We start from the raw sequence: 23803 nt of genomic DNA, 5'->3' as shown, positions 1-23803 counted from the left end.
AGCGATATAACCATGGCTGAAGTATTGGTGCTCGTGGAGCACGCCGAAGGTGCGCTGAAGAAGGTCACCTCCGAATTGATCACCGCCGCCCGCGCGCTGGGCGAGCCCTCCGCCGTCGTGGTCGGGGCGCCGGGGACGGCCGCCCCGCTGGCCGACGGGCTGAAGGAGGCCGGCGCCGCCAAGATCTACGTCGCCGAGTCCGACGACGTGGACAAGTACCTGATCACCCCGGTGGTCGACGTGCTTGCCGCGCTGGCCGAGTCGAACGCGCCCGCGGCCGTGCTGCTGGCCGCCAACGCCGACGGCAAGGAAATCGCCGGCCGGCTCGCGGCCCGGATCGGTTCCGGTCTGCTGGTCGACGTGGTCGAGGTCAAGGAGGGCCCCAAGGCCATCCACTCGATCTTCGGTGGCGCGTTCACCGTCGAGGCCCAGGCCAACGGCGACACCCCGGTGATCACCCTGCGCGCCGGCGCCGTCGACGCCGAGCCGTCCGCCGGAGCCGGCGAGCAGGTCACCGTCGAGGTCCCGGCCCCCGCCGAGAACGCCACCAAGATCACCGCCCGCGAGCCCGCGGTCGCCGGTGACCGCCCCGAGCTGTCCGAGGCCACCATCGTGGTCTCCGGCGGTCGCGGCGTGGGCAGCGCGGAGAACTTCAGCGTGGTCGAGGCCCTGGCCGACTCGCTCGGCGCGGCCGTCGGCGCGTCTCGTGCCGCCGTCGACTCCGGCTACTACCCGGGCCAGTTCCAGGTGGGCCAGACGGGTAAGACGGTCTCGCCGCAGCTCTACATCGCGCTGGGCATCTCCGGTGCGATCCAGCACCGCGCCGGGATGCAGACGTCCAAGACCATCGTCGCGGTCAACAAGGACGAAGAGGCACCCATCTTCGAGATCGCCGACTACGGCGTGGTGGGCGACCTGTTCAAGGTCGCCCCGCAGCTGACCGACGCGATCAAGGCACGCAAGGGCTGAGCTTCTCGGCCTCGAAGAGCCCCCGGCGCCGCGGCGCCGGGGGCTTTCTTGTGTGCCACGCCCGTCCGGTGCGTCACACCGGCCCCACCAGTCCCCGGCCCAGGGGGATGTGCCGTTGTGCCCACCTCCGAGCGACAACCGCAACGGCGGCCGTCGTTGTCGCTCGGAGGTGGGCACAAAGCTCCTCCCGCCTTCCAGTGATCCGAGTGACGGATGGGACGACGGCGCCCCCGCGTCGTCGGTTGGCTCGGTCTCATTTCGTCATCTGACGTGCACCGACACGTCACAGCGCCGATGCCGACCCGCTCACCGGCTACGCCACGTTGTGTCTCATGAGCATCGCTTCTGTCCTCATCCCCGCCGACAAGCTCAGCGGCGCGTCGACCACGCCGCGCTACTCGCTGTTGCTGTCCACCGATCCCGGCCTGATCGAAGCGGCGCAGCGACTCCGGTATGACGTCTTCACCAGCACCCCCGGCTTCGCCCTGCCGCCGGACGGCGGGCACGGATCGGACCGGCGCGACGAGGACCGCTTCGACGAGTTCTGCGACCACCTGCTGGTCCGGGACGACAACACCGGTGAGCTGGTGGGCTGCTACCGCATGCTGGCGCCGGCGGGCGCCATCGCGGCCGGCGGGCTCTACACCGCCACGGAATTCGACATCCGCGCGTTCGACCCGCTGCGGCCGTCCCTGGTCGAGATGGGGCGCGCCGTGGTGCGCGACGGGCACCGCAACGGCGGCGTGGTGCTGCTGATGTGGGCGGGCATCCTGGCTTACCTCGACCGCTACGGCTACGACCACGTCACCGGGTGCGTGTCGGTGCCCATCGGCGACGAGGCCGACGATCAACCGCCGGGCAGCCGGCTGCGCGGCGTCCGCGACGTCATCCTGGCCCGTCACGGCGCGCCCGCGCACCACCGGGTGCGGCCACACCGCCCCGTCGTCGTCGACGGGACCGCGCTCGACGACATCCCGGCGCCCGCGCGGCCCTCGGTTCCGGCGCTGCTGCGCGGCTACCTGCGGCTGGGCGCGCGGGTGTGCGGGGAGCCCGCGCACGACCCGGATTTCGGTGTCGGTGACTTCTGCGTGCTGCTGGGCAAACAGCACGCCGACACCCGATACCTGAAACGCCTCCGCTCGGTGTCGGCCGCCGCGGAGATGGCGGGGAAATGACCGGCATCGCGCACTCCTGGCTACCGCGCGCCTCGTGCGGCGCCGGCTGCGTGCGCCCCGGCGACGCGGTCGCCTGCCCGCCGCCGCTGGTGGCGCTGCGGGTCACGCTTCGCCTGCTGCTGGCGCTGCTGCTCGCGCCGGGGCTGCCGCTGCTGGCCCTGCCACTGCCGGGCCGCACCCGCGTGCAGCGCATCTATTGCCGGCTGGTGCTGCGCTGCTTCGGTGTCCGGATTGCGGTGTCGGGCAACCCGATTCGCAACCTGCGCGGTGTGCTGGTGGTCAGCCCGCACATGTCGTGGCTCGACGTCTTCGCGATCGGCTCGGTGTTGCCCGGGTCGTTCGTCGCCCGTGCCGACATGTTCAGCGGGCCGGCGACCGCGATCGTGGCCCGCGTCTGCAAGGTCATCCCGATCGAGCGGTCCAGTTTGCGGCGGCTGCCCGGCGTGGTGGACGCCGTCGCCCACCGGCTGCGCGCCGGGCAGACGGTGGTGGCGTTTCCGGAGGGCACCACGTGGTGTGGTCGCGACTGCGGGGCGTTCTATCCGGCCATGTTCCAGGCCGCGATCGATGCCGGACGGCCGGTGCAGCCCCTGCGGCTGACCTACCACCACATCGACGGCGGCCTGTCGACGGTGCCGGCCTTCGTCGGCGACGAGACCCTGCTGGGCTCGATCCGCCGGCTGCTCGCGCAGCGCCGCACGCTGGCGCGGGTGCACGTCGAGTCGCTGCAGCTCCCGGGGACCGATCGGCGCGCCCTGGCCGGCCGCTGCCAGTCGGCGGTGGGCGCCGGAACGGCCCGGGGCGCTGGTCACGGGCGCGTGCTGGTGGCCTGAGCCCACCGGTGGGCCGGTATCGTGGGTCGCGTCATGGTCTATTTGGATCACGCCGCCACCACCCCGATGCACCCCGCCGCCGTCGAGGCGATGACGGCTGTGCTGGGCACGGTGGGCAACGCCTCCTCGCTGCACACCAGCGGCCGGGCGGCGCGGCGCCGCATCGAGGAATCCCGTGAACTGATCGCCGACAAGCTGGGGGCGCGTCCCTCGGAGGTGATCTTCACCGCCGGCGGCACCGAGAGCGACAACCTGGCCGTCAAGGGCATCTACTGGGCCCGGCGCGACGCCGAGCCGCGGCACCGGCGCATCGTCACCAGCGAGGTCGAACACCATGCCGTGCTGGACTCGGTCAATTGGCTCGTCGAGCACGAAGGAGCCGAGGTGACGTGGCTGCCGACGGCGCCCGACGGCTCGGTGTCGGCGGCGGCGCTGCGCGAGGTGCTCACCCACCACGACGATGTCGCGCTGGTCTCGGTCATGTGGGCCAACAACGAGGTCGGCACCGTGCTGCCCGTCGCCGAACTCGCCGCCGTCGCAGCCGAATTCGGGGTGCCGATGCACAGCGACGCCATTCAGGCGGTGGGGCAGCTGCCCGTGGACTTCGCCGCCAGCGGGCTGTCGGCGATGAGCGTGACCGCGCACAAGTTCGGGGGCCCCGCAGCCGTGGGCGCGCTGCTGTTGCGCCGCGACGTCGCGTGCGTGCCGCTCGCACACGGCGGCGGCCAGGAGCGCGACATCCGTTCGGGGACGGCCGATGTGGCCGGTGCGGTCGGAATGGCCGCGGCGGCCCGGATCTCGATCGACGGGCTCGAGGTCAACAGCGCCCGGCTGCGGGCGCTGCGGGACCGGCTGGTCGACGGGGTGCTCGGCGGCATCGAGGACGTCAGCCTCAACGGTGCCCGCGACCCGCTGCGCCTTCCCGGCAACGCGCACTTCACGTTCCGCGGTTGCGAGGGCGATGCGCTGTTGATGCTCCTGGACGCCAACGGAATCGAGTGCTCGACCGGTTCGGCGTGCACCGCCGGTGTCGCGCAGCCCTCGCACGTGCTGATGGCCATGGGCGCCGACCCGACCAGCGCCCGTGGGTCGCTGCGACTCTCATTGGGGCACACCAGTGTTGACGCCGACGTCGATGCGGTGCTGCGGGTGCTGCCCGGGGCGGTGGAGCGGGCGCGTCGGGCGGCCCTGGCCGCGGCGGGGGCGTCCTAAGTGAAGGTGCTTGCAGCCATGAGCGGTGGCGTCGACTCGTCGGTCGCCGCGGCCCGGATGGTCGACGCCGGACACGACGTGGTGGGCGTGCACCTGGCGCTGTCGTCCTCGCCCGGCACGCTGCGCAGCGGCTCGCGCGGCTGCTGCTCGAAGGAGGACGCCTCGGACGCGCGGCGGGTCGCCGACGTGCTCGGAATACCGTTCTACGTCTGGGATTTCGCGGAAAAGTTCCAGGCGGACGTCATCGACGAATTCGTGTCGTCCTATGCCCGCGGCGAGACGCCCAACCCGTGCGTGGTGTGCAATCAGAAGATCAAGTTCTCGGCCCTGTCGGCGAGAGCCGTTGCGCTCGGGTTCGACACGGTGGCCACCGGCCACTACGCCCGGCTTTCCGGTGGTCGGCTGCGCCGCGCCGTGGACCACGACAAGGACCAGTCCTACGTGCTGGCCGTGCTGAGCGCCGAGCAGCTGCGCCACGCCGCGTTCCCGATCGGCGACACCCCCAAGTCACAGATCCGCGCCGAAGCCGCCCGCCGCGGCCTGGCCGTCGCCGAAAAGCCGGACAGTCACGACATCTGCTTCATCCCGTCGGGCGACACCCGCGCCTTTTTGGGCTCACGCATCGGGGTTCGCCGCGGCGCCGTGGTCAATGCGGACGGGACGGTGCTCGCCGAGCACGACGGCGTGCACGGCTTCACCATCGGGCAACGCAAGGGTCTCGGCATCGGCGGGCCCGGCCCCGACGGTCGCCCGCGCTACGTGACCGCGATCGACGCCGAGACCGCGACCGTGCGGGTGGGGGACGCGGCCGATCTCGAAGTGCGCGAATTGACCGGGCGGGCACCGGTATTCACCTCGGGTGTGACGCCGTCGGGGCCGATCGAGTGCGCGGTTCAGGTGCGCGCGCACGGTGAGACGGCCGACGCCGTGGCCGAACTCGCCGGCGGCGAACTCGTCGTGCGGTTGCGCGTCCCGCTGCGCGGCGTCGCGCCGGGCCAGACGCTGGTGCTGTACCGGCCCGACCCCGACGGGGACGAGGTGCTCGGCAGCGCCGTCATCGCCGCGACGTCGCGCTGATCGCGAACTAGCGCGGCACGTTCGCGGCGATGTTCGTCATCACGATGTCGGACACCGATTGCGCGAAGCCGCAGAACGTGACCTCCAGCATGGCCACCGACAGGATCCGGTAGTCGCGGCCGCAACCGCCGGGCCGCAGGTGCAGCGAGGTGCCGTCGGCGTTCCACTCGCCGACGTAGAGCTGCCCACCCGAGCCGTTCGCGCAGTCCCCGACGGTGCCCACCAGGGCGTTGAAGGCGGTCCGCGCGGAGTCGGCGTCGCGATAGGCCGCCGCGCCCTCCGAGATCAACGCGCCGTCGGGCGGGTCCTGAAAGGTCGTCTTGTGAAACGCCTCGAGATCGGTCCCGAAGGTCGCGGTCTCGTCGTAGATGAACCGGCACTCCCGCGGCGCGGTCTGGGCCAGCGCGTCGATGTTCACCGGGCTGGTGCCGTCCATCGAGGGAATGATGGTCAGGTGCTCACCGGCGCCGGTGATCGCACGCATCCGCGACTGGTCCAGCAGGATCGTGTCGACATTGACGCCCTGCACCACCCTGCGGTTGTTGTCAGGACCCGCGAGCGCCGCGCCGTCCACCACCCGGGTGCACGACACCGCCATCAGCACCGCCCCGCACCACAGCGGTAGCCTCGCCCACTTCGTCCTCTGCGACACCGTTTTTGCACCCCTCTGCGGTTGAACCTACCCGCGGGGACCCTCGGCACACAGCCCCTGCCGACCGGCGGCCCGGGCGACGTCGAATACGGTTGGCCGGTGAGTGTTTTCGCGGGGCCCAGTGGCGTCGGTTCCTGGCCGGGCATCGCGGCGCGGGAGGCCGCCGCCGTGATCGTTGGCGAATTGGCGGGGGCGCTGCCGCACATCGTCGAACTGCCCGCCCGCGGGGTGGGCGCCGACCTGCTGGGCCGGGCCGGGGCGCTGCTGGTCGACGTCGCCATCGACACGGTGCCGCGCGGGTACCGCCTCGTCGCCCGTCCGGGCGCGGTCACCCGCCGCGCCATCAGCCTCCTCGACGAGGACATGGACGCGCTGGAAGAGGCCTGGGAGGCCGCCGGCCTGCGCAATGACGGCCGCGTGGTCAAGGTGCAAGCGCCGGGCCCCATCACGCTGGCCGCCGAGATCGAGCTGGCCAACGGGCACCGGGCGATCACCGACCCCGGCGCGCTGCGCGACCTCACGTCGTCGTTGGCCGAAGGCGTCGCCGCGCATCGTGCTCAGCTGTCGCGGCGCCTCGAGACGCCGGTGGTCGTCCAGTTCGACGAGCCGTCGCTGCCAAAAGCGTTGGGGGGCGCGTTGAGCGGGGTGACGGCGCTCAGTCCGGTCGCGCCGCTCGACGAGGCGGTGGCCGGCGGCCTGCTCGACGCCTGCGCCGAGACGGTGGGCGGCGAGGTGGCGCTGCACTGCTGTGCACCCGGCGTGCCCTGGGACCTGTTGCAGCGCAGCGCATTCAGCGCGGTCTCGGTCGATCCGGGCGCCTTGAGCGCGGCGGATCTCGACGGCATCGCCGCGTTCGTCGAGTCCGACCGCGCCGTCGTGCTGGGCGTCGTCCCCGCTAGCGCCCCGGCGCGGCGGCTGTCGGCGGAGGAGGTCGCCGGTGGTGTGGTCGCGGTGACCGATCGCCTCGGCTTCGCCCGCTCGGCGCTGCGCGAACGCATCGGCGTCACCCCGGCCTGTGGTCTGGCCGGCGCCACCCCCGCGTGGGCCCGCACCGCGATCGAGCTAGCCCGCAAGGCCGCCCAGATGTTCGCCGAGGATCCCGACGCCATCAAATAGGCAACCGAGGGGTTGCGCTTCATACCGCGCCGTGCTGAACTAATAGGCAACCAGGAGGTTGCATATGAAGATCGAAAAGCAGGTGGTGCTGCGCGCGCCGCTGGAGCGGGTGTGGCGGGCCATCAGCGACGCCGAGGAGTTCGGCCGCTGGTTCGGGGTGCGCTTCGACGGGCCGTTCGTCGCCGGGACATCGGTGACCGCGGCGATCAGCCCGACCACCGTCGACGGCGAGGTCGCCAAGCGCCAACAGTCGCACGCGGGCGTGACGAGCACCTGGCAGATCGTCGCCGTCGAGCCGCGGCGGCGGTTCGCCTACCGCTGGCATCCCTTCGCCATCGACCCGGAGGTCGACTATGAGGGCGAGCCGACCACGCTGGTCGAGTTCACCCTCGCCGAGCAGTCCGACGGGGTGCTGCTGACCATCACCGAATCCGGTTTCGAGGCCATTCCGGAGGCCCGCCGCGGCGCGTCGTTCGAGGCGAACGGCGAAGGCTGGGCGATCCAGACCACGCTGGTGCGCAAGTACATCGAGGGCGTCCGGGTATGAGCGGACGAGTCGCCGTCGGCGCCCCGATCTTCGGTGCGCTCGGTGACCCGAACCGGCTGCGCATCATCGTGCGGCTCTGCGATCAGGGCCCGAGCTCGACGTCGCAGGTCACCAGCGTCGTCCCGGTCACCCGGCAGGCGGCGAGCAAGCACCTGCAGCTGTTGGAGTCGGTCGGGCTGGTCACCAGCAGCCGGCGGGGGCGCGAGCGCGTGTGGACGGTGCAGACCGGGCCGCTGGCGTCGGCCAGCGACTACCTCGACCAGTTGTCCCGCCGGTGGGATGCGGCCCTGGATCGGTTGCGGTCCTTCGTGGAAGACGGAGTGGAGGATTGAGTCGAGCGCGCCGGGTTTTGCGTCGGTGTCCTCGGATAGCCTGCCAAGGTGAGCTCAGCAGAAGCTGATTCGGTAGCGCCCGAGGTCCGGCGGCAGTGGCAGGACCTGGCCGAAGCGGTCCGGGAACACCAGTTCCGCTACTACATCAAGGACGCGCCGATCATCTCGGACGCCGAATTCGACACGATGTTCAACGAGCTCCTCGCGCTGGAGGAGCGCCACCCGGAGCTGCGGGTCGCCGATTCGCCGACCCAGCTGGTCGGCGGCGCGGGCTTCGCCACCGACTTCGCCGAGGCGCAGCACCTGGAACGCATGCTGAGCCTCGACGACGTCTTCGACCGCGACGAGCTGGTGGCCTGGAGCAATCGCGTCGAGAACGAGGTCGGCAAGGAACCGCATTACCTGTGCGAACTCAAGATCGACGGGGTCGCGCTCTCACTGGTGTACCGCGACGGCCGGCTGGAACGCGCCGCGACCCGCGGCGACGGCCGCGTCGGTGAGGACGTGACGCTCAACGCGCGCACCATCGACGACGTGCCCGAGCGGCTGTCCGCCGCCAAGGACTTCCCGACGCCGTCCCTGCTGGAGGTGCGCGGCGAGGTGTTCTTCCTGCTCGCCGATTTCGAGGCGCTCAACGCCAGCCTGGTCGAGGACGGCAAGGCCCCGTTCGCCAACCCGCGCAACAGCGCCGCCGGGTCGCTGCGCCAGAAGAACCCGGCCGTCACCGCCCGGCGCAAGCTGCGGATGATCTGCCACGGCATCGGCCGCACCGAAGGGTTCGCCCCGAAGACCCAGCACGAGGCCTACGCCGCGCTGAAGGCCTGGGGGCTGCCGGTGGCCGAACAGACGGCACGCGTGCGCGGCCTCGCCGCGGTCGAGGAGCGGATCGGCTACTGGGGAGAGCACCGCTACGACCTCGAGCACGAGATCGACGGCGTGGTGGTCAAAGTCGACGACGTCGCGTTGCAGCGCAGGCTCGGCACCACGTCGCGCGCGCCGCGCTGGGCCGTCGCCTACAAGTACCCGCCTCAGGAGGCGCAGACCAAGCTGCTCGACATCCGCGTCAACGTCGGGCGCACCGGGCGCGTCACGCCCTTTGCCTTCATGACGCCGGTGAAGGTGGCCGGGTCCACCGTCGGGCTGGCCACCCTGCACAACGCCGCGGAGGTCAAGCGCAAGGGCGTGCTGATCGGAGACACCGTGATGATCCGCAAAGCCGGCGACGTCATCCCGGAGGTGCTGGGCCCCGTCGTCGACCTGCGCGACGGCTCCGAACGCGAATTCGTCATGCCCACAACGTGTCCCGAGTGCGACACCCCGCTGGCACCGGCCAAGGAGGGCGACGCCGACATCCGCTGCCCCAATGCCCGGTCCTGCCCGGCGCAACTGCGGGAGCGGGTGTTCCACGTCGCGGGTCGCGGGGCGTTCGACATCGAGGGGCTCGGCTACGAGGCCGCCATCGCGCTGCTCAAGGCCGAAGTGATCGCCGACGAGGGCGACCTGTTCACGCTGACCGAGGACGACCTGTTGCGCACCGAGCTCTTTCGGACCAAGGCGGGCACCTTGTCCGCCAACGGCAGACGGCTGCTCGACAACCTGGACAAGGCCAAAAAGGTTGCGCTGTGGCGGGTTTTGGTGGCGTTGTCCATCCGCCACGTCGGGCCGACGGCGGCGCGCGCCCTGGCGACCGAGTTCGGCGACCTGGACGCCATCATGTCGGCCTCGACGGAGCGGCTCGCGGCGGTCGAGGGTGTGGGCCCGACGATCGCCGCCGCGCTCACCGAATGGTTCACCGTCGACTGGCACCGCGCGATCGTCGACAAGTGGCGCGCCGCCGGCGTGCGGATGGCCGACGAGCGCGACACCAGCGTGCCGCGCACCCTCGAGGGCCTGACGGTGGTGGTCACCGGGTCGCTCGCCGGCTTTTCGCGCGACGACGCCAAGGAGGCGATCCTGGCGCGCGGGGGCAAGGCCGCCGGGTCGGTGTCGAAGAAGACCGACTACGTCGTGGCCGGGGATTCGCCGGGGTCGAAGTACGACAAGGCCGTCGAGCTGGGGGTGCCCGTCCTCGACGAGGACGGCTTCCGGCGGCTGCTGGCCGACGGTCCGCAAAAAACACCGGCGGAATAACCGATGAGCGGCCGGTACGGCGATTCCACCCGCAGCCTCAAAGCCGTGAATTCCCAAGCGGTTTCGGGCCAGCCCGTCGCGCCGCAGCCGGTGCTCGCCGCCACGTATCACCTTTCGGCCGACGAAACCCTGGACAGCTACGGCCGCAGCTCCAACCCGACGTGGCGGCAACTCGAATCGGCCCTCGCCGAGCTGGAGGGGGCGGCGGGTGCGGTGGTGTTCGGCTCGGGGATGGCGGCCGTGAGCGCGGTGTTGCGGGCCTGGGCGCCGCCCGGGTCGACGGTGGTGGTGCCGGCCGACGGCTACTACCAGGTGCGCCGTCACGCCACCGAGGATCTGGCGCTCGCGGGGGTCACGGTCGTCGCGGCGTCGAGCTCGCAGATCTATGACGCCGCCGCGCAAGCCGACGTGGTGCTCGCCGAGACCCCCACCAATCCGGCGCTCGACGTGGTCGACCTGCACCGGCTGGCCACCATCTGCCACGGCCGCGGCGCACGCCTGGTCGTCGACAACACCGCCGCCACGCCGCTGGGTCAGCAGCCGCTGTCGCTGGGCGCCGACGCGGTGGTGGCCAGCGCCACCAAGGCCCTGTCCGGTCACAGCGACCTGCTGGCCGGCTATGTCGCAACCAGTCAGTCCGAGTTACTCGCCGCCGCCGAGCGCCAACGCCTGCTCGCCGGCGCGGTCCTGGGCGGGTTCGAGGCGTGGCTTCTGTTGCGCAGCCTGGAAACTGCCGGACTGCGATTCGAGCGCCAATGCCAGAACGCCCGGGCGGTGGCGACGATGTTGGCCGGCCACCCGGCGGTGCGGGCCGTGCGCTACCCGGGGTTGGCGCAGGATCCGGCGCATCCCGTCGCCATGGCGCAGATGCGCCGATTCGGCGGCCTGCTCTGGGTCGAACTGGCCGACGCCGCGGCGGTGCACGCCCTCGTCGACGCCAGCGAGCTGCTGATCGCCGCCACCAGCTTCGGGGGCCTGCACACGTCGGTGGATCGGCGGGCACGCTGGGGCGACCCGGTCGCCGACGGGTTCGCGCGCATCTCGCTGGGCATCGAGGACACCGACGACCTTGTCGCCGACATCGAACACGCGCTCATGACCTCCCGATAACGACATATACATGCCGCACCGCCCGGGCGGCTCTATCGTGGGTTCTATGACCCAGACGGCCGAGGAGTGCGCGCAGGCATCGCCGTGGTCGCCGCGCGAGGCCGAGATCCTGGCGGTGACCCTGCGGCTGCTGCAGGAACACGGCTATGACCAGCTGGCGGTTGACGCGGTGGCCAATGCCGCCCGCGCCAGCAAGGCCACGGTGTACCGGCGCTGGCCGTCCAAGGCCGAACTGGTGTTGGCCGCCTTCATCGAAGGCGTCCGCCAGGTGGCCGTCCCGCCGAATACGGGCACGTTGCGCGGCGACCTGCTGAGCCTGGGGGAGACCATCGCCGTCGAGTGCGGGCAGCACGCCAGCACCATCCGCGCGGTGATGGTCGAGGTGTCGCGGCACCCCGCACTCAACGAAGCCCTGCAGCATCAATTCCTCGACCAGCGCAAGGCGATGATTCAGCACGTGCTGCACCAGGCCGTCGACCGCGGCGAGATCACCGAGGACGTCATCACCGACGAACTCTGGGACCTGTTGCCCGGCTACCTCATCTTCCGGTCGATCATCCCCGGGCGTCCGCCCACCCGTCGCACCGTGCAGGCGTTCGTCGACGGGTTCCTCATCCCGGGCCTGACCGCGGGGCCCGGCGCCTAGGGCGCGAACCGCCAACGCGTCGCCCCGTGGGGCTCGGCGGTTGCGACACCGACAGCGCCCCGGGCCACGAATCGGTACAAATACCACGGCGGCGGCCCCGCGCTCTGGGCGCTGTACGGGGCGGTGACGGCGTCGCCGTCGCGTTCGCAGGGCCAGCCGGAGTCGCGATAGCGCGCCGTGACCTCGTCGAGTTCGCGCACATCGGTGGTCCGGTGGGCTACGCCGTCGAGGACCAGGTCGACTCCGGGAAGGCGGAACGACAGGGTGCAGGCCGGATTGGCGGCCAGGTTGCGGGATTTCAGCGTCGCGGGGCCGCTGGTGAAATAGATGTGGCCGCCGTGTTCGATCGAGCCGATACCCGCCGAGTGTGGGCTGCCGTCCGCCCGGACCGTCCCCAGAAACTGTGGCGTCTCCTCGGACGGCAGGGCCTTCATCGCGTCAAGGGCCCTGGCCCACGGCAGCTCGGCGTCGCCGTAGATGTTCAGGTCGGTTGCCGAAATCGGGTCGGGCAGCATGGTTACTCCTCGCAGGATTGCTCGTACGGAGACTGACCGGTGACGGCGCCGGAATTCATCGCCCGACTTGACCAGGGGAAAAATTTCCCCTTGTAGAGTACGGTCCCGTACCGCACTGTCATAGCTGTCGATCACGCTGACGACGTTGGCAGCCGCGCTCGCATCGGGCGCGTCCCTGTCACCCGATTTTCGAAAGGCTAACGGGTGAAAGGCTTTTCGTTAGCACCCCTGGTGAGGCGGGGGTGGATGGTGATCGTCAGCGTGCTCGTCGTCGCGCTCGCGGGGTTCGGGATCTATCGGCTGCACGGCATCTTCGGCTCGCACGACAACACGACGGCCAACAGCGGCCTGGCGGCCGAGATCGTCCCGTTCAACCCCAAGCAGGTGGTCCTCGAGGTTTTCGGCGCCCCGGGCGCGGTGGCCACCATCAACTACCTGGACGTCAACGCCCAGCCGCAGCAAGTCAAGGACGCGCCCCTGCCATGGTCGTTCACCATCACCACCACGGAGCCCGCGGTCATCGGCAACGTCGTCGCGCAGGGCAACGGGGACACCCTCGGCTGCCGCATCACCGTCAACGGTGAAGTGAAAGACCAACGCACGGTTCACAAAGTCGACGCCTACACCTTCTGTCTGGACAAATCTGGATGAGCAACGAACAACAGCCGCGGTCCTTTGTGCCGCGCACCATTCGCCGGCTCGCGCTGCCGATCCTGCTGTTCTGGGTGGGGCTCGCCGCCCTCACCAACATCGCGGTGCCGCAACTGGAAGACGTTGGGAAAACCCATAATGTGGCGCTGAACTCGCCCGACGCCCCGTCGCTCAAGGCGATCAAGCGCATCGGTGAAAAATTCCACGAGTTCGACACCGACAGCTCGGCCATGATCGTGCTGGAAGGTGACAAGCCGCTCGGCGCGGACGCCCACCGCTTTTACGACGAGATGATCCGAAAGATCGAGCGGGACAAGAAACACGTCCAGCACGTCCAGGATTACTGGGGCGACACGCTCACCGCGGCGGGATCGCAGAGCAGCGACGGCAAGGCCGCCTACGTTCAGGTCAACCTCGCCGGCAATCAGGGCTCGGCGCTGGCCAACGAGGGCGTCGGCGCCATCCGCGACATCGTCGAACACATGAAGCCGCCCCCCGGCGTCAAGACCTATGTGACCGGCGCGGCGCCGCTGATCTCCGATCAGTTCGACGTCGGGAGCAAGGGGACCGCCAAGGTCACCGGGATCACGGTGGGGGTGATCGCGGTGATGTTGTTCTTCGTCTACCGCTCGGTGCTCACCACGTTGCTGGTGCTCGCCACGGTCCTGATCGAAATGTCAGCCGCCCGAGGCCTTGTCGCGTTCCTCGGCAACGCGGGAGTCATCGGGCTGTCGACCTATGCGACGAATCTGCTGACGCTTCTGGTGATCGCCGCGGGAACCGACTACGCGATATTTTTCGTCGGCCGCTATCAAGAAGCGCGCGGATCCGGTGAGGATCGCGAAACCGCGTTCTACACGATGTATCACGGCACCACGCACATCGTTCTGGGGTCGGGTCTCACCGTTGCGGGTGCGGTGGCCTGCCTGAGCTTCACCCGGCTGCCCTACTTCCAAAGTCTGGGTGTGCCGGCGGCATTGGGCATTCTCGTCGCGCTGTTCGCCGCGCTCACCCTGGGGCCGGCCATCCTCACTTTGGGCGCCAAGGTGGGGATCTTCGACCCCAAGCGGGCGATCCGGACGCGAGGTTGGCGGCGCATCGGCACCGCCATCGTCCGTTGGCCCGGCGCGGTTTTGGCGTCGGCGTGTGCGCTGGCGCTGGTCGGTCTGCTCGCCCTGCCCGGATACAAGACGAGTTACGACACCCGGCCATACATGCCCGCGAGCGCACCGGCCAACATCGGTTACACGGCCGCCGAGAAGCACTTCTCGCGGGCCCGGCTCGAGCCCGAATTGCTGATGGTCGAAACGGATCACGACATGCGTAATCCGGAGAGCATGCTCATCCTGGACAAGGTGGCCAAGGCGGTGTTCCACGTTCCCGGCATCGCCCAGGTGCAGTCCATCACCAGGCCGTTGGGAACCCCGCTGGTCCACAGCTCGCTTGCCTTCGTGGTCAGCAATCAAAGTGCGGCGCAACAGCAAAACCTGACCTACCAACGCGATCGGGCCGACGACGCCCTCAAGCAGGCCAATGAGCTGACCAAGACCATCAACATCTTGAAGCAGCAGTACGTATTGCAGCAGCAGCTCGCCGGCACCACCCACGAGGAAACCGAAAGTTTCCGCGACACGCTCGGCACGATCCGGGACCTGCGCGACAAGATCGCGAATTTCGACGATTTCTTCCGGCCGGTGCGCAGCTATTTCTATTGGGAAAAGCATTGTTACGACATTCCCGCCTGCTTCGCGTTCCGCTCTCTCTTCGATGCGATCGACGGCATCGACCAGCTCACCGAGAAGTTCGAAAACCTCACCGCTTCCCTCGACAAGCTTGACGCGTTGCAACCGAAACTGACGGCGCTGATCCCGCCGCAGATCGAGAGCCAGCAGACCAATCGCGATCTGACCTTGGCCAATTACGCGACGCTGTCGGGCATTTACGCGCAGACCGCCGCGGCGATCGACAACGCGACGGCACTGGGGCGAGCCTTCGACGCGGCCAAGAACGACGACACCTTCTACCTGCCGCCCGAGGTGTTCAACAATCCCGACTTCAAACGCGGGCTGAAGCTGTTCCTGTCACCGGACGGCAAGGCCGCCCGCATGATCGTCACCCATGAGGGCGATCCCGCTACGCCGGAAGGCATTTCGCACATCGATCCGATGGCCAAGGCCGCGCACGAGGCCCTGAAGGGCACGCCGATGGCCGGCGCGCAGATCTATCTCGGCGGCACCGCCGCGACGTACAAGGACATCCAGGACGGTGCCAAGTACGACCTGATGATCGTGGCCTTCGCGGCGCTGAGCCTCATCCTGCTGATCATGATGATCATCACGCGCAGCCTGATCGCCGCGCTCGTCATCGTGGGTACCGTGGCCCTGTCGCTGGGCGCCTCGTTCGGGCTATCGGTTCTGGTGTGGCAGTACATCTTCGGCATCCAGCTCTATTGGGTGGTGCTGGCGCTGGCCGTGATCCTGCTGCTCGCCGTCGGGTCCGACTACAACCTGCTATTGATCTCGCGATTCAAGGAAGAGATCCGTGCGGGTATCAATACCGGCATCATCCGGGCGATGGCCGGCTCGGGCTCGGTGGTCACCTCGGCCGGCGTCGTGTTCGCCGTCACCATGTGTGCGTTCGTCTTCAGCGGTTTCCAGGTCCTCGGCCAGATCGGCACGACCATCGGACTCGGCCTGCTGTTCGACACGCTGATCGTGCGGTCGTTCATGACGCCTTCTGTCGCAAGGCTTCTCGGGCGCTGGTTCTGGTGGCCGCAGCGGGTGCGGCCACGACCCGCCAGCACCATGCTGCGCCCCTACGGCTCGCGCCCGGCGGTTCGTCAGCTGCTGCTGTGGGAGGACGACGACCCGGTGGCGATGTCGTCGGGTGCCCGCTGATCTGGTTGCGCCGGGTCGCGCCCTCCTAGCGCGACATGACTTGGCCCGAACTTGTCGGTGGTGGCTGTGATGATGACAGCATGTCGTCGATCGCATCCGCTGAGGCTGTGGTGGTCACTGCGAGTGACCGTCTTGAGGTGTTGTTTGGGGAGTTGGCGGAGTTGGCGGGTCAGCGCAATGCGATTGATGGGCGCGTTGTGGAGATCGTGGCCGAGATTGATCGTGACGGGTTGTGTGGTGTGACCGGGGCGCGCTCGGTGCCGGCGTTGGTGGCCTGGAAGCTGGGGTGTTCGTCGGCCAACGCGCACACGCTGGCCGCGATCGCGGCCCGGCTCGAGGAGTTTCCGCGCTGCACCGCCGGCCTGCGGGAGGGTCGGCTGTCGGCCGATCAGGTCGGGGTGATCGCGGCGCGCGCGGGTGAGGGGTCTGATGAGCATTACGCGGAGCTGGCCGCGGTGGCGACGGTCAGTCAGTTGCGTACCGCGGTGAAGCTGGAACCGCGACCCGAGCCTGAACCTCGGTCCGAGTCAGAGTCAGAGTCCGAGTCCGAGTCCGAACCTCGGCCCGAGATCGAGCCGGAGCGTTCGATCACTACGACCGCCATTGAGTGGGGCGCCTGTTATCGGATCATGCTGGGCCACTTGGATGCCGCGAAGTTCGACGCCGCTTTGGCGTCTCATCGTGAGGCGCTGATCGCCGAGTGGAAACACGATCAGGCAAACGGCGCGGGTTCATCCGATCAGCGGCCCCCGTTGCCGAGTACGGTCGATGCGTTGATGCGGCTGGTCGAGGCGGGTTGGGACGCCGAGGCCGCCCGCCGCCCCCATGGGCAGCACACCACGGTGGTGGCCCACCTCGATGTGGGGCGCCGCGTGGCGGGGCTGCATTTGGGTCCGCTGCTCTCGGATGCCGAGCGCCGCTTGTTGACCTGTGATGCCACCTGTGAGGTGTGGTTTGAACGCGAGGGTGAGGTCATCGGTGCCGGCCGGACCACGCGGGTGATCAATCGGCGGCTGCGCCGCGCGCTGGAGTACCGCGACCGCTCGTGTGTGGTGCCCGGTTGTGGGGCCAGCCGTGGCCTGCACGCGCATCACCTGTGGCATTGGGAAGACGGTGGCCCCACGGAGTTGGCCAACCTGGTGCTGGTCTGCCCGTATCACCACCGGTTGCATCACCGGGGCGTTATCACCCTCACCGGACCCGCCGACGCCCTGACCGTGACCGACGAGGCCGGCCGGGTACTGAGCCCGGGATCGTTGGCGCGTCCACCCACTGGGCCCCCGCCCGCGGTGCCACCGTGTCCGGGACCTACCGGCGAGCGGGCCGACTGGTGGTGGTATGACCCCTTCCAACCCCAACCACCACCGACAAACAACTAGCCCGGTCAGTGCTGGCGATCAAACACGTTGGTGCATAACGGAATTCATTCCTACCACACTCGCACCGCCGCCCGCCCGGAACCCCAAGGCCTAGGCTTCGACGGGGTTGCGGCCGATCAGCGCAGCATGGTGGCGACGATCCCGGCGAGGTAGCCCAACCGGGCGACCTCGGACGGCCGGAATTCGGGGCCCGGCCGGCCGAGCACCACGGCGGTGTGCGGGTCTCCCAGCGGGGCCGCGACCATCGTCATGTCCATGTCGCGCCATGCCTTGGGCACCCAGTCGGCGCTGCTGTCCAGCGGCACGGCCCGCTCGAGGGGCAGCCACGGGGCCGTGTCCGCCTTGGTTTCGGGGGCGCCGCGACTGCCGGCGAGGCGCTGCAGCTCGCCGCCGGCACTGCGCAACACCGTGCACCAGCTGACGCGCAGCACCCTGGGCGCCTCGTTGGCCAGCACCTGCAGCCTGGACGCCGTGTCGCCGGCCGCGGCAATGTGGTCGAGCAGCTCGAGCTCGCGGTGCGCCTCCAGCAGACCGGTGTGCGGGCGCACACTGTCCACCCGGACCCCGGACAGTGATTCGGCGGCGGTGATCAGCGAGTCCGGCATCGCCCCCGGCGGCAGCTCGATGACCAGGTCGTCGATCGCGTACCCCGAGCTCCGCTCCACGACGTCGAGCGACAAGATGTCGGCGCCCACCGAACCGAGCGCGACCGCCAGCGACCCCAGGCTTCCCGGACGGTCGACGAGCTCGATGCGCAACAGATAGGAGGGCACGGCCAACACTGTTGCACAGCGATGTGTCGGCGGCATTTCGGCTCGAGCCGGCTCGGGCCCCCTCCGCCGGCAGCGGGCCCGCGGCTAGGCTTTCGGATCGTGTCCCAGATCTCCCGCGACGAGGTAGCGCACCTGGCCCGGCTGTCCCGGCTGGCGTTGACCGACAGCGAGCTCGACAGCTTCGCCGGCCAACTCGACGCCATCCTGACGCACGTCAGCCAGGTACAGGCGGTCGACGTCACCGGTGTCGAAGCGACGGACAACCCGCTCAAGGACGTCAACGTCACCCGCCCGGACGAGCCGGCGCCCTGCCTGACCCAGGCCGAAGCGCTGGCCGAGGCGCCGTCGGCCGTCGACGGCCGCTTCGCGGTCCCGCAGATCCTGGGAGACAGCGAGTGAACGAGATCATCCGGTCCGACGCCGCCACGCTGGCAGCCCGGATCGCCGCCAAGGAACTGTCGTCGGTCGAGGTCACCCAGGCGTGTCTGGACCAGATCGAAGCCACCGACGATCGCTACCACGCCTTCCTGCACGTGGCGGCCGACGAGGCGCTCGGCGCGGCCGCCGTCGTCGACGAGGCGGTGGCCGCGGGGGAACGGCTGCCGTCGCCGCTGGCCGGGGTGCCGCTGGCGCTCAAGGACGTCTTCACCACGGTCGACATGCCCACCACCTGCGGATCCAAGATCCTCGAGGGCTGGCGCGCCCCCTACGACGCCACCGTCACCTCGCGGCTGCGCGCCGCCGGCATCCCGATCCTCGGCAAGACCAACATGGACGAGTTCGCGATGGGCAGCTCGACCGAGAACTCCGCGTACGGGCCCACCCGCAACCCCTGGAACGTCGACCGGGTGCCCGGCGGCTCCGGTGGCGGCAGCGCGGCGGCGCTTGCCGCGTTCCAGGCGCCGCTGGCCATCGGGACCGATACCGGCGGCTCCATCCGGCAGCCCGCCGCGCTGACCGCGACCGTCGGCGTCAAGCCGACCTACGGCACGGTGTCGCGCTACGGCCTGGTGGCGTGCGCGTCGTCGCTGGATCAGGGCGGCCCGTGCGCGCGCACCGTGCTGGACACGGCGCTGCTGCATCAGGTGATCGCGGGGCACGACACCCGCGACTCGACATCCGTCGACGCGGCGGTGCCCGACGTCGTCGGCGCGGCGAGGGCCGGGGCGGCCGGTGACCTCAAGGGCGTGCGCGTCGGCGTGGTCAAGCAGCTGCGCGGCGAGGGGTATCAGCCCGGGGTGCTGACCTCGTTCGAGGCCGCCGTCGAGCAGCTGACCGCGCTGGGCGCCGAGGTGAGCGAGGTCGACTGCCCGCACTTCGAGTACGCGCTGTCCGCCTACTACCTGATCCTGCCCTCGGAGGTGTCGAGCAACCTGGCGCGCTTCGACGCGATGCGCTACGGGCTGCGGATCGGCGACGACGGCAGCCACAGCGCCGAGGAGGTGATGGCGCTGACCCGCGCCGCGGGCTTCGGCCCGGAGGTCAAGCGGCGCATCATGATCGGCACCTACGCGCTCTCGGCCGGCTACTACGATGCCTACTACAACCAGGCTCAGAAGGTGCGCACCCTGATCGCCCGCGATCTGGACGAGGCGTACCGGTCGGTCGATGTCGTGGTGTCACCGGCGACGCCGACCACCGCGTTCGGGCTCGGTGAGAAGGTCGACGATCCGTTGGCGATGTACCTGTTCGACCTGTGCACGCTGCCACTGAACCTGGCCGGTCACTGCGGCATGTCGGTGCCGTCGGGCCTGTCGCCGGACGACGACCTGCCCGTCGGATTGCAGATCATGGCGCCCGCGCTGGCCGACGACCGCCTGTACCGCGTCGGGGCCGCCTACGAAGCGGCGCGCGGGCCGCTGCCGGCCGCGATCTGACGTCTGCTCGCGCCGGTAGCCCGCCGCCCGGCAAGATAGGGCTATGCGGATCGGAGTGCTCACCGGAGGCGGCGACTGCCCCGGGCTCAACGCCGTCATCCGGGCGGTGGTGCGTACGTGCGACTCCCGGTACGGCTCGTCGGTGGTCGGATTTCAGGACGGATGGCGCGGGTTGCTGGAGAACCGGCGCGTCCAGCTGCACAACGACGACCGCAACGACCGCCTGCTGGCCAAGGGCGGAACGATGCTGGGGACCGCGCGCGTGAATCCCGACAAACTTCGGGCCGGGCTGAACCAGGTCAAGCAGACCCTCGACGACAACGGGATCGACGTCCTCATCCCGATCGGGGGGGAAGGCACGCTGACGGCCGCGCACTGGCTCTCCGAGGAAAACGTTCCCGTGGTCGGCGTGCCGAAGACCATCGACAACGACATCGATTGCACGGACGTGACTTTCGGCCACGACACCGCGTTGACCGTCGCCACCGAGGCGATCGACCGGTTGCACAGCACCGCCGAGTCCCACCAGCGCGTGATGCTGGTCGAGGTGATGGGCCGGCACGCGGGTTGGATTGCGCTGAACGCGGGCCTGGCTTCCGGCGCGCACATGACGCTGATCCCCGAGCAGCCATTCGACGTCGAAGAGGTCTGCCGGCTCGTCAAACGTCGCTTCCAGCGCGGAGATTCGCACTTCATCTGCGTGGTCGCCGAGGGCGCCAAACCCATACCCGGCTCGATTGCGTTGCGGGAAGGCGGGATTGACGAGTTCGGCCACGAGAAATTCACCGGTGTGGCCGCGCAGCTGGGCGCCGAGGTGGAAAAGCGCATCAACAAGGACGTCCGGGTGACCGTCTTGGGTCACGTCCAGCGCGGCGGCACCCCGACGGCATATGACCGGGTGCTGGCCACCCGGTTCGGCGTGAATGCGGCCGACGCGGCGCATGCCGGCGAATACGGCCAGATGGTGTCGCTGCGCGGCCAGGACATCGGCCGGGTGCCGCTGGCCGATGCCGTCCGCCAGCTCAAGCTGGTGCCCGACAGCCGCTACGACGACGCCGCGGCCTTCTTCGGCTAGGCCCGCCGGGCAGATAACCGGTGGTTTCCGGACCCGTGCATAACGGCTATACCGGGGTATGAGCAACCGTGGTGAGAGTCGCGGAGTCGTTCAGCATTCCGTCGGATCGGCGGGCCCACCGGGCCCGGCACCCCACCACCCGCGCCCGCCCAGCTGGCGCGCCGACGCCCGCCCGTCGGCGACCACGGTGCCCCAACCTCGCGGGCCCGGCCGCCGTCCGCCGGTCCCGCCGCGCCCCGGGCCGGTGCTGGGCGAGACCGCGCTGGATCGCTTCGACCACCCCGAGACCGACGCCAGGCTCAACTGGCGAGGGTTGATCCACCGCGTCACCGGGATCGATCTCGGCCCGGGCAAAAACGCCGCCTACGAGACGGAGTTGCGGGAGCGCATCCGCGCGACCGTGGGCAGTGCTTTTCCGATCGCCGTCCTCAACCTCAAAGGCGGGGTGGGCAAGACCGCGGTGGTCGAGGCCCTCGGGTCGACTTTCGCCGCGGTGCGCAACGACCGGGTGCTCGCACTCGACATCGACGCGGGGGACCTGGCCGAGCGCCACGGCCGTCACAACCCGCACAGCATGGCCGACCTGCTCCGCGGCGGCCCGGCAACGAGCTACGAGGACATCCGGGCGCTGACCTATATGAACGGCTTCGGGCTGGAGGTGCTCGGGCTGCCGGACTACGCAAGCACCGACTGGCGCCTGGAGCGCCGTGACGTTCTGCGGGCGTTCTCGATGCTGAGAAACCAGTATTCGGTGGTGCTGGTCGATTGCGTCAAAGCGCTCAATTCCAGTGTGATGGAGGCTGTTCTGCCGGAGTCGCGGGCCCTCGTGGTGGTCACGAGCACCTCGATCGACGCGATACGCAAGACCCACACCACCCTGGAGTGGCTGTGCCACAACGGGTATCAACGATTGATGGCGTCGACCGTGCTCGCGGTCAATCACGTCGAGCCGGCCAAGGTGGAGGGTGTGGCCGTGACGGAACTTGACCGGCTGTCCGCACGCGTCGCCGCCACCGTGGTGCTGCCGTTCGACCGGCACGTGCACGAGGGCAGGAAGATCGCGCTGGACCGAATGAGCAAGGAGAGCCGGCGCAGCTACCTCGAGATGGCCGCCGTGCTGGCCGGGATGTTCCCGGGCAGGGGAGGAGAGCGCGCTCGCGATCACCACTAGTCTTGATCGGTGGTGACCCGCTTCGCCCGGCTCCGCCGCGCTCGCGATCACCACTAGTCTTGATCGGTGGTGACCCGCTTCGCCCGGCTCCGCCGCGCTCGCGATCACCACTAGGATCGAGCGCATGAGTGTTGCCGCCAGCGCCGACCTGATGGAGTACGACGACGTCATCGCGCGTTTCGATCCGGTGCTCGGCCTCGAGGTGCACGTCGAGCTGTCCACCGTCACCAAGATGTTCTGCGGCTGCACGACCGCATTCGGCGCCGAACCCAACACCCAGGTGTGCCCGGTGTGCCTCGGGCTGCCCGGCTCGCTGCCGGTGCTCAACCAGACCGCGGTGGAGTCGGCCATCCGAATCGGGCTGGCGCTCAACTGCGAGATCGTGCCCTGGTGCCGCTTCGCCAGGAAGAACTACTTCTACCCGGACATGCCGAAGAACTACCAGATTTCGCAGTACGACGAGCCCATCGCCATCAACGGCTACCTCGAGGCCCCGCTGGAAGACGGCAGCACCTGGCGGGTGGAGATCGAGCGCGCGCACATGGAGGAAGACACCGGCAAGCTCACCCACATCGGCAGCGAGACCGGCCGCATTCACGGCGCGACGACGTCGCTGATCGACTACAACCGCGCCGGGGTACCACTGATCGAGATCGTCACCAAGCCCATCGTCGGGGCCGGGGACCGGGCCCCGCAGATCGCCCGGGCCTACGTGACCGCGCTGCGGGACCTGTTGCGCGCCTTGGACGTATCCGACGTCCGGATGGATCAGGGCTCCATGCGCTGCGACGCCAACGTGTCGCTGAAGCCGACCGGCCAGGCCGAATTCGGCACCCGCACCGAAACCAAGAACGTCAACTCGCTGAAAAGCGTCGAGGTGGCCGTGCGTTACGAAATGCAGCGCCAGGCCGCCGTCCTGGCCTCCGGCGGCCAGATCACCCAGGAAACCCGGCACTTTCACGAGGCGGGCTACACCAGCCCGGGCCGCGTCAAGGAGACCGCCGAGGACTACCGCTACTTCCCCGAGCCCGACCTGGAGCCCGTGGCGCCCAGCCGCGAGCTCGTCGAGCGGCTGCGCCAGACCATCCCCGAGCTACCGTGGTTGAGCCGCAAGCGAATTCAGGAAGAGTGGGGGATCTCCGACGAGGTGATGCGCGACCTGGTCAACGCCGGCGCCATCGAACTGGTCACCGCCACCATCGAACACGGCGCGTCCAGCGAACAGGCGCGGGCCTGGTGGGGGAACTTCTTGATGCAGAAGGCCAACGAAGCCAACGTCGCGCTCGACGAACTGGCCATCACGCCGGCCCAGGTCGCCGCGGTGGTGGCGCTGGTCGACGAGGGCAAGCTGTCCACCAAACTGGCGCGCCAGGTCGTCGAGGGCGTGCTGGCCGGGGAGGGCGAACCCGAAGAGGTCATGTCCGCGCGCGGCCTGGCGCTGGTGCGCGACGACTCGGTCACCCAGGCGGCCGTCGACGAGGCGCTGGCCGCCAATCCCGATGTGGCGGAAAAGATCCGGGGCGGCAAGGTGGCCGCGGCGGGCGTGATCGTCGGAGCGGTGATGAAGGCCACCCGCGGGCAGGCCGACGCCGCCCGGGTGCGCGAACTGGTCCTGGCGGCCTGCGGCCAGGGCTAGCCCCACCCCAAAGTCGCGAGAGTGCAGTTG

General features: G+C 69.6%; 22 protein-coding genes. 19 read left to right on the top strand and 3 right to left on the bottom strand.

Annotation, left to right across the window (positions count from 1 at the left end; genetic code table 11):
- Nucleotides 1-12: 12 nt before the first annotated feature.
- The 5 genes from OCQ_RS18590 (at nt 13) to mnmA (ending at nt 5266) form a co-directional block, all read left to right on the top strand.
- A complete protein-coding gene (locus OCQ_RS18590; RefSeq protein WP_009955847.1) occupies nt 13-969 on the top strand; it encodes an electron transfer flavoprotein subunit alpha/FixB family protein in 957 nt (318 codons plus the stop codon).
- A gap of 332 nt (nt 970-1301) precedes the next feature.
- Nucleotides 1302-2144 (top strand): GNAT family N-acetyltransferase, encoded by an 843-nt coding sequence (locus OCQ_RS18585; RefSeq protein ID WP_014380749.1) that lies wholly within the window; start codon nt 1302-1304, stop codon nt 2142-2144.
- Complete coding sequence (locus OCQ_RS18580) at nt 2141-2977, top strand: lysophospholipid acyltransferase family protein (RefSeq protein ID WP_014380748.1); 837 nt, start codon at nt 2141-2143, stop codon at nt 2975-2977. Before OCQ_RS18585 ends, OCQ_RS18580 begins: the two co-directional genes overlap by 4 nt.
- Nucleotides 2978-3010: 33 nt before the next feature.
- Nucleotides 3011-4189: a cysteine desulfurase family protein gene (locus OCQ_RS18575; protein WP_009954359.1), complete on the top strand. Its 1179-nt coding sequence runs from the start codon at nt 3011-3013 to the stop codon at nt 4187-4189.
- Nucleotides 4190-5266, top strand: a complete 1077-nt coding sequence (mnmA, locus tag OCQ_RS18570) for a tRNA 2-thiouridine(34) synthase MnmA (RefSeq protein ID WP_014385493.1) — start codon at nt 4190-4192, stop codon at nt 5264-5266. It abuts the gene before it with no gap.
- A 7-nt stretch (nt 5267-5273) separates the two neighbouring features.
- Here mnmA and OCQ_RS18565 read toward each other — a convergent pair whose 3' ends face one another.
- Nucleotides 5274-5864 (bottom strand): sensor domain-containing protein, encoded by a 591-nt coding sequence (locus tag OCQ_RS18565; protein ID WP_179960105.1) that lies wholly within the window; start codon nt 5862-5864, stop codon nt 5274-5276.
- A 153-nt stretch (nt 5865-6017) separates the two neighbouring features.
- Here OCQ_RS18565 and OCQ_RS18560 point away from each other — a divergent pair, with 153 nt between their 5' ends.
- The 6 genes from OCQ_RS18560 to OCQ_RS18535 all read left to right on the top strand — a co-directional run bounded on the left by OCQ_RS18560 (nt 6018) and on the right by OCQ_RS18535 (nt 11799).
- Nucleotides 6018-7034 carry a uroporphyrinogen decarboxylase/cobalamine-independent methonine synthase family protein gene (locus tag OCQ_RS18560; RefSeq protein ID WP_041785746.1) on the top strand — a complete coding sequence of 339 codons (1017 nt, stop codon included), beginning with the start codon at nt 6018-6020 and terminating at the stop codon, nt 7032-7034.
- A gap of 64 nt (nt 7035-7098) precedes the next feature.
- Nucleotides 7099-7581 carry an SRPBCC family protein gene (locus OCQ_RS18555; protein WP_009954355.1) on the top strand — a complete coding sequence of 161 codons (483 nt, stop codon included), beginning with the start codon at nt 7099-7101 and terminating at the stop codon, nt 7579-7581.
- The gene (locus OCQ_RS18550) at nt 7578-7913 is read left to right on the top strand and encodes an ArsR/SmtB family transcription factor (RefSeq protein ID WP_008259061.1); all 336 of its coding nucleotides are present in this window, start codon (nt 7578-7580) and stop codon (nt 7911-7913) included. The genes OCQ_RS18555 and OCQ_RS18550 overlap by 4 nt, the downstream gene beginning before the upstream one ends.
- Nucleotides 7914-7961: 48 nt before the next feature.
- Complete coding sequence (gene ligA, locus OCQ_RS18545) at nt 7962-10043, top strand: NAD-dependent DNA ligase LigA (protein ID WP_014385490.1); 2082 nt, start codon at nt 7962-7964, stop codon at nt 10041-10043.
- Between the two features lie 3 nt (nt 10044-10046).
- A complete protein-coding gene (locus OCQ_RS18540; protein WP_014385489.1) occupies nt 10047-11153 on the top strand; it encodes a cystathionine gamma-lyase in 1107 nt (368 codons plus the stop codon).
- A gap of 34 nt (nt 11154-11187) precedes the next feature.
- Entirely contained in the window at nt 11188-11799 is a 612-nt protein-coding gene (locus OCQ_RS18535; RefSeq protein WP_029384610.1) for a TetR/AcrR family transcriptional regulator, read from the top strand.
- On the opposite strand, the gene OCQ_RS18530 is transcribed toward OCQ_RS18535, so the two are convergent.
- Nucleotides 11796-12314, bottom strand: a complete 519-nt coding sequence (locus tag OCQ_RS18530; protein ID WP_014385488.1) for a pyridoxamine 5'-phosphate oxidase family protein — start codon at nt 12312-12314, stop codon at nt 11796-11798. The two genes, OCQ_RS18535 and OCQ_RS18530, sit on opposite strands and share 4 nt — an antisense overlap.
- A 246-nt stretch (nt 12315-12560) precedes the next feature.
- On the opposite strand from OCQ_RS18530, the gene OCQ_RS18525 reads away from it, so the two are divergent.
- The 3 genes from OCQ_RS18525 to OCQ_RS18515 all read left to right on the top strand — a co-directional run bounded on the left by OCQ_RS18525 (nt 12561) and on the right by OCQ_RS18515 (nt 17241).
- On the top strand, nt 12561-12965 hold the full coding sequence (locus OCQ_RS18525; RefSeq protein ID WP_009954349.1) for an MmpS family transport accessory protein: 405 nt from the start codon (nt 12561-12563) through the stop codon (nt 12963-12965).
- Nucleotides 12962-15862 carry an MMPL/RND family transporter gene (locus tag OCQ_RS18520; RefSeq protein WP_014385487.1) on the top strand — a complete coding sequence of 967 codons (2901 nt, stop codon included), beginning with the start codon at nt 12962-12964 and terminating at the stop codon, nt 15860-15862. The genes OCQ_RS18525 and OCQ_RS18520 overlap by 4 nt, the downstream gene beginning before the upstream one ends.
- A gap of 80 nt (nt 15863-15942) precedes the next feature.
- Nucleotides 15943-17241, top strand: coding sequence for an HNH endonuclease signature motif containing protein (locus OCQ_RS18515; protein ID WP_041785133.1), 1299 nt, complete (start codon nt 15943-15945; stop codon nt 17239-17241).
- 116 nt (nt 17242-17357) lie between these two features.
- Here OCQ_RS18515 and OCQ_RS18510 read toward each other — a convergent pair whose 3' ends face one another.
- Nucleotides 17358-18014, bottom strand: a complete 657-nt coding sequence (locus tag OCQ_RS18510) for an ACT domain-containing protein (protein ID WP_085977602.1) — start codon at nt 18012-18014, stop codon at nt 17358-17360.
- 99 nt (nt 18015-18113) lie between these two features.
- Between OCQ_RS18510 and gatC the strand changes: the two genes are divergently transcribed.
- From gatC to gatB, 5 genes are all read left to right on the top strand, one after another.
- Entirely contained in the window at nt 18114-18413 is a 300-nt protein-coding gene (gene gatC / locus OCQ_RS18505; RefSeq protein WP_009952003.1) for an Asp-tRNA(Asn)/Glu-tRNA(Gln) amidotransferase subunit GatC, read from the top strand.
- On the top strand, nt 18410-19891 hold the full coding sequence (gene gatA, locus OCQ_RS18500) for an Asp-tRNA(Asn)/Glu-tRNA(Gln) amidotransferase subunit GatA (RefSeq protein ID WP_014380741.1): 1482 nt from the start codon (nt 18410-18412) through the stop codon (nt 19889-19891). The genes gatC and gatA overlap by 4 nt, the downstream gene beginning before the upstream one ends.
- 43 nt (nt 19892-19934) lie before the next feature.
- Nucleotides 19935-20966 carry an ATP-dependent 6-phosphofructokinase gene (locus OCQ_RS18495; RefSeq protein ID WP_008259042.1) on the top strand — a complete coding sequence of 344 codons (1032 nt, stop codon included), beginning with the start codon at nt 19935-19937 and terminating at the stop codon, nt 20964-20966.
- A gap of 58 nt (nt 20967-21024) precedes the next feature.
- On the top strand, nt 21025-22137 hold the full coding sequence (locus OCQ_RS18490) for a MinD/ParA family ATP-binding protein (RefSeq protein WP_225336823.1): 1113 nt from the start codon (nt 21025-21027) through the stop codon (nt 22135-22137).
- Nucleotides 22138-22261: 124 nt separating this feature from the next.
- Nucleotides 22262-23773 carry an Asp-tRNA(Asn)/Glu-tRNA(Gln) amidotransferase subunit GatB gene (gene gatB / locus OCQ_RS18485; RefSeq protein WP_014385484.1) on the top strand — a complete coding sequence of 504 codons (1512 nt, stop codon included), beginning with the start codon at nt 22262-22264 and terminating at the stop codon, nt 23771-23773.
- The last annotated feature ends 30 nt before the right edge of the window (nt 23774-23803 follow it).

Source organism: Mycobacterium paraintracellulare, from assembly GCF_000276825.1.
In the GTDB taxonomy this organism is placed as follows: Bacteria; Actinomycetota; Actinomycetes; order Mycobacteriales; family Mycobacteriaceae; genus Mycobacterium; species Mycobacterium intracellulare.
This window is presented reverse-complemented; position numbering and strand designations above follow the sequence as displayed.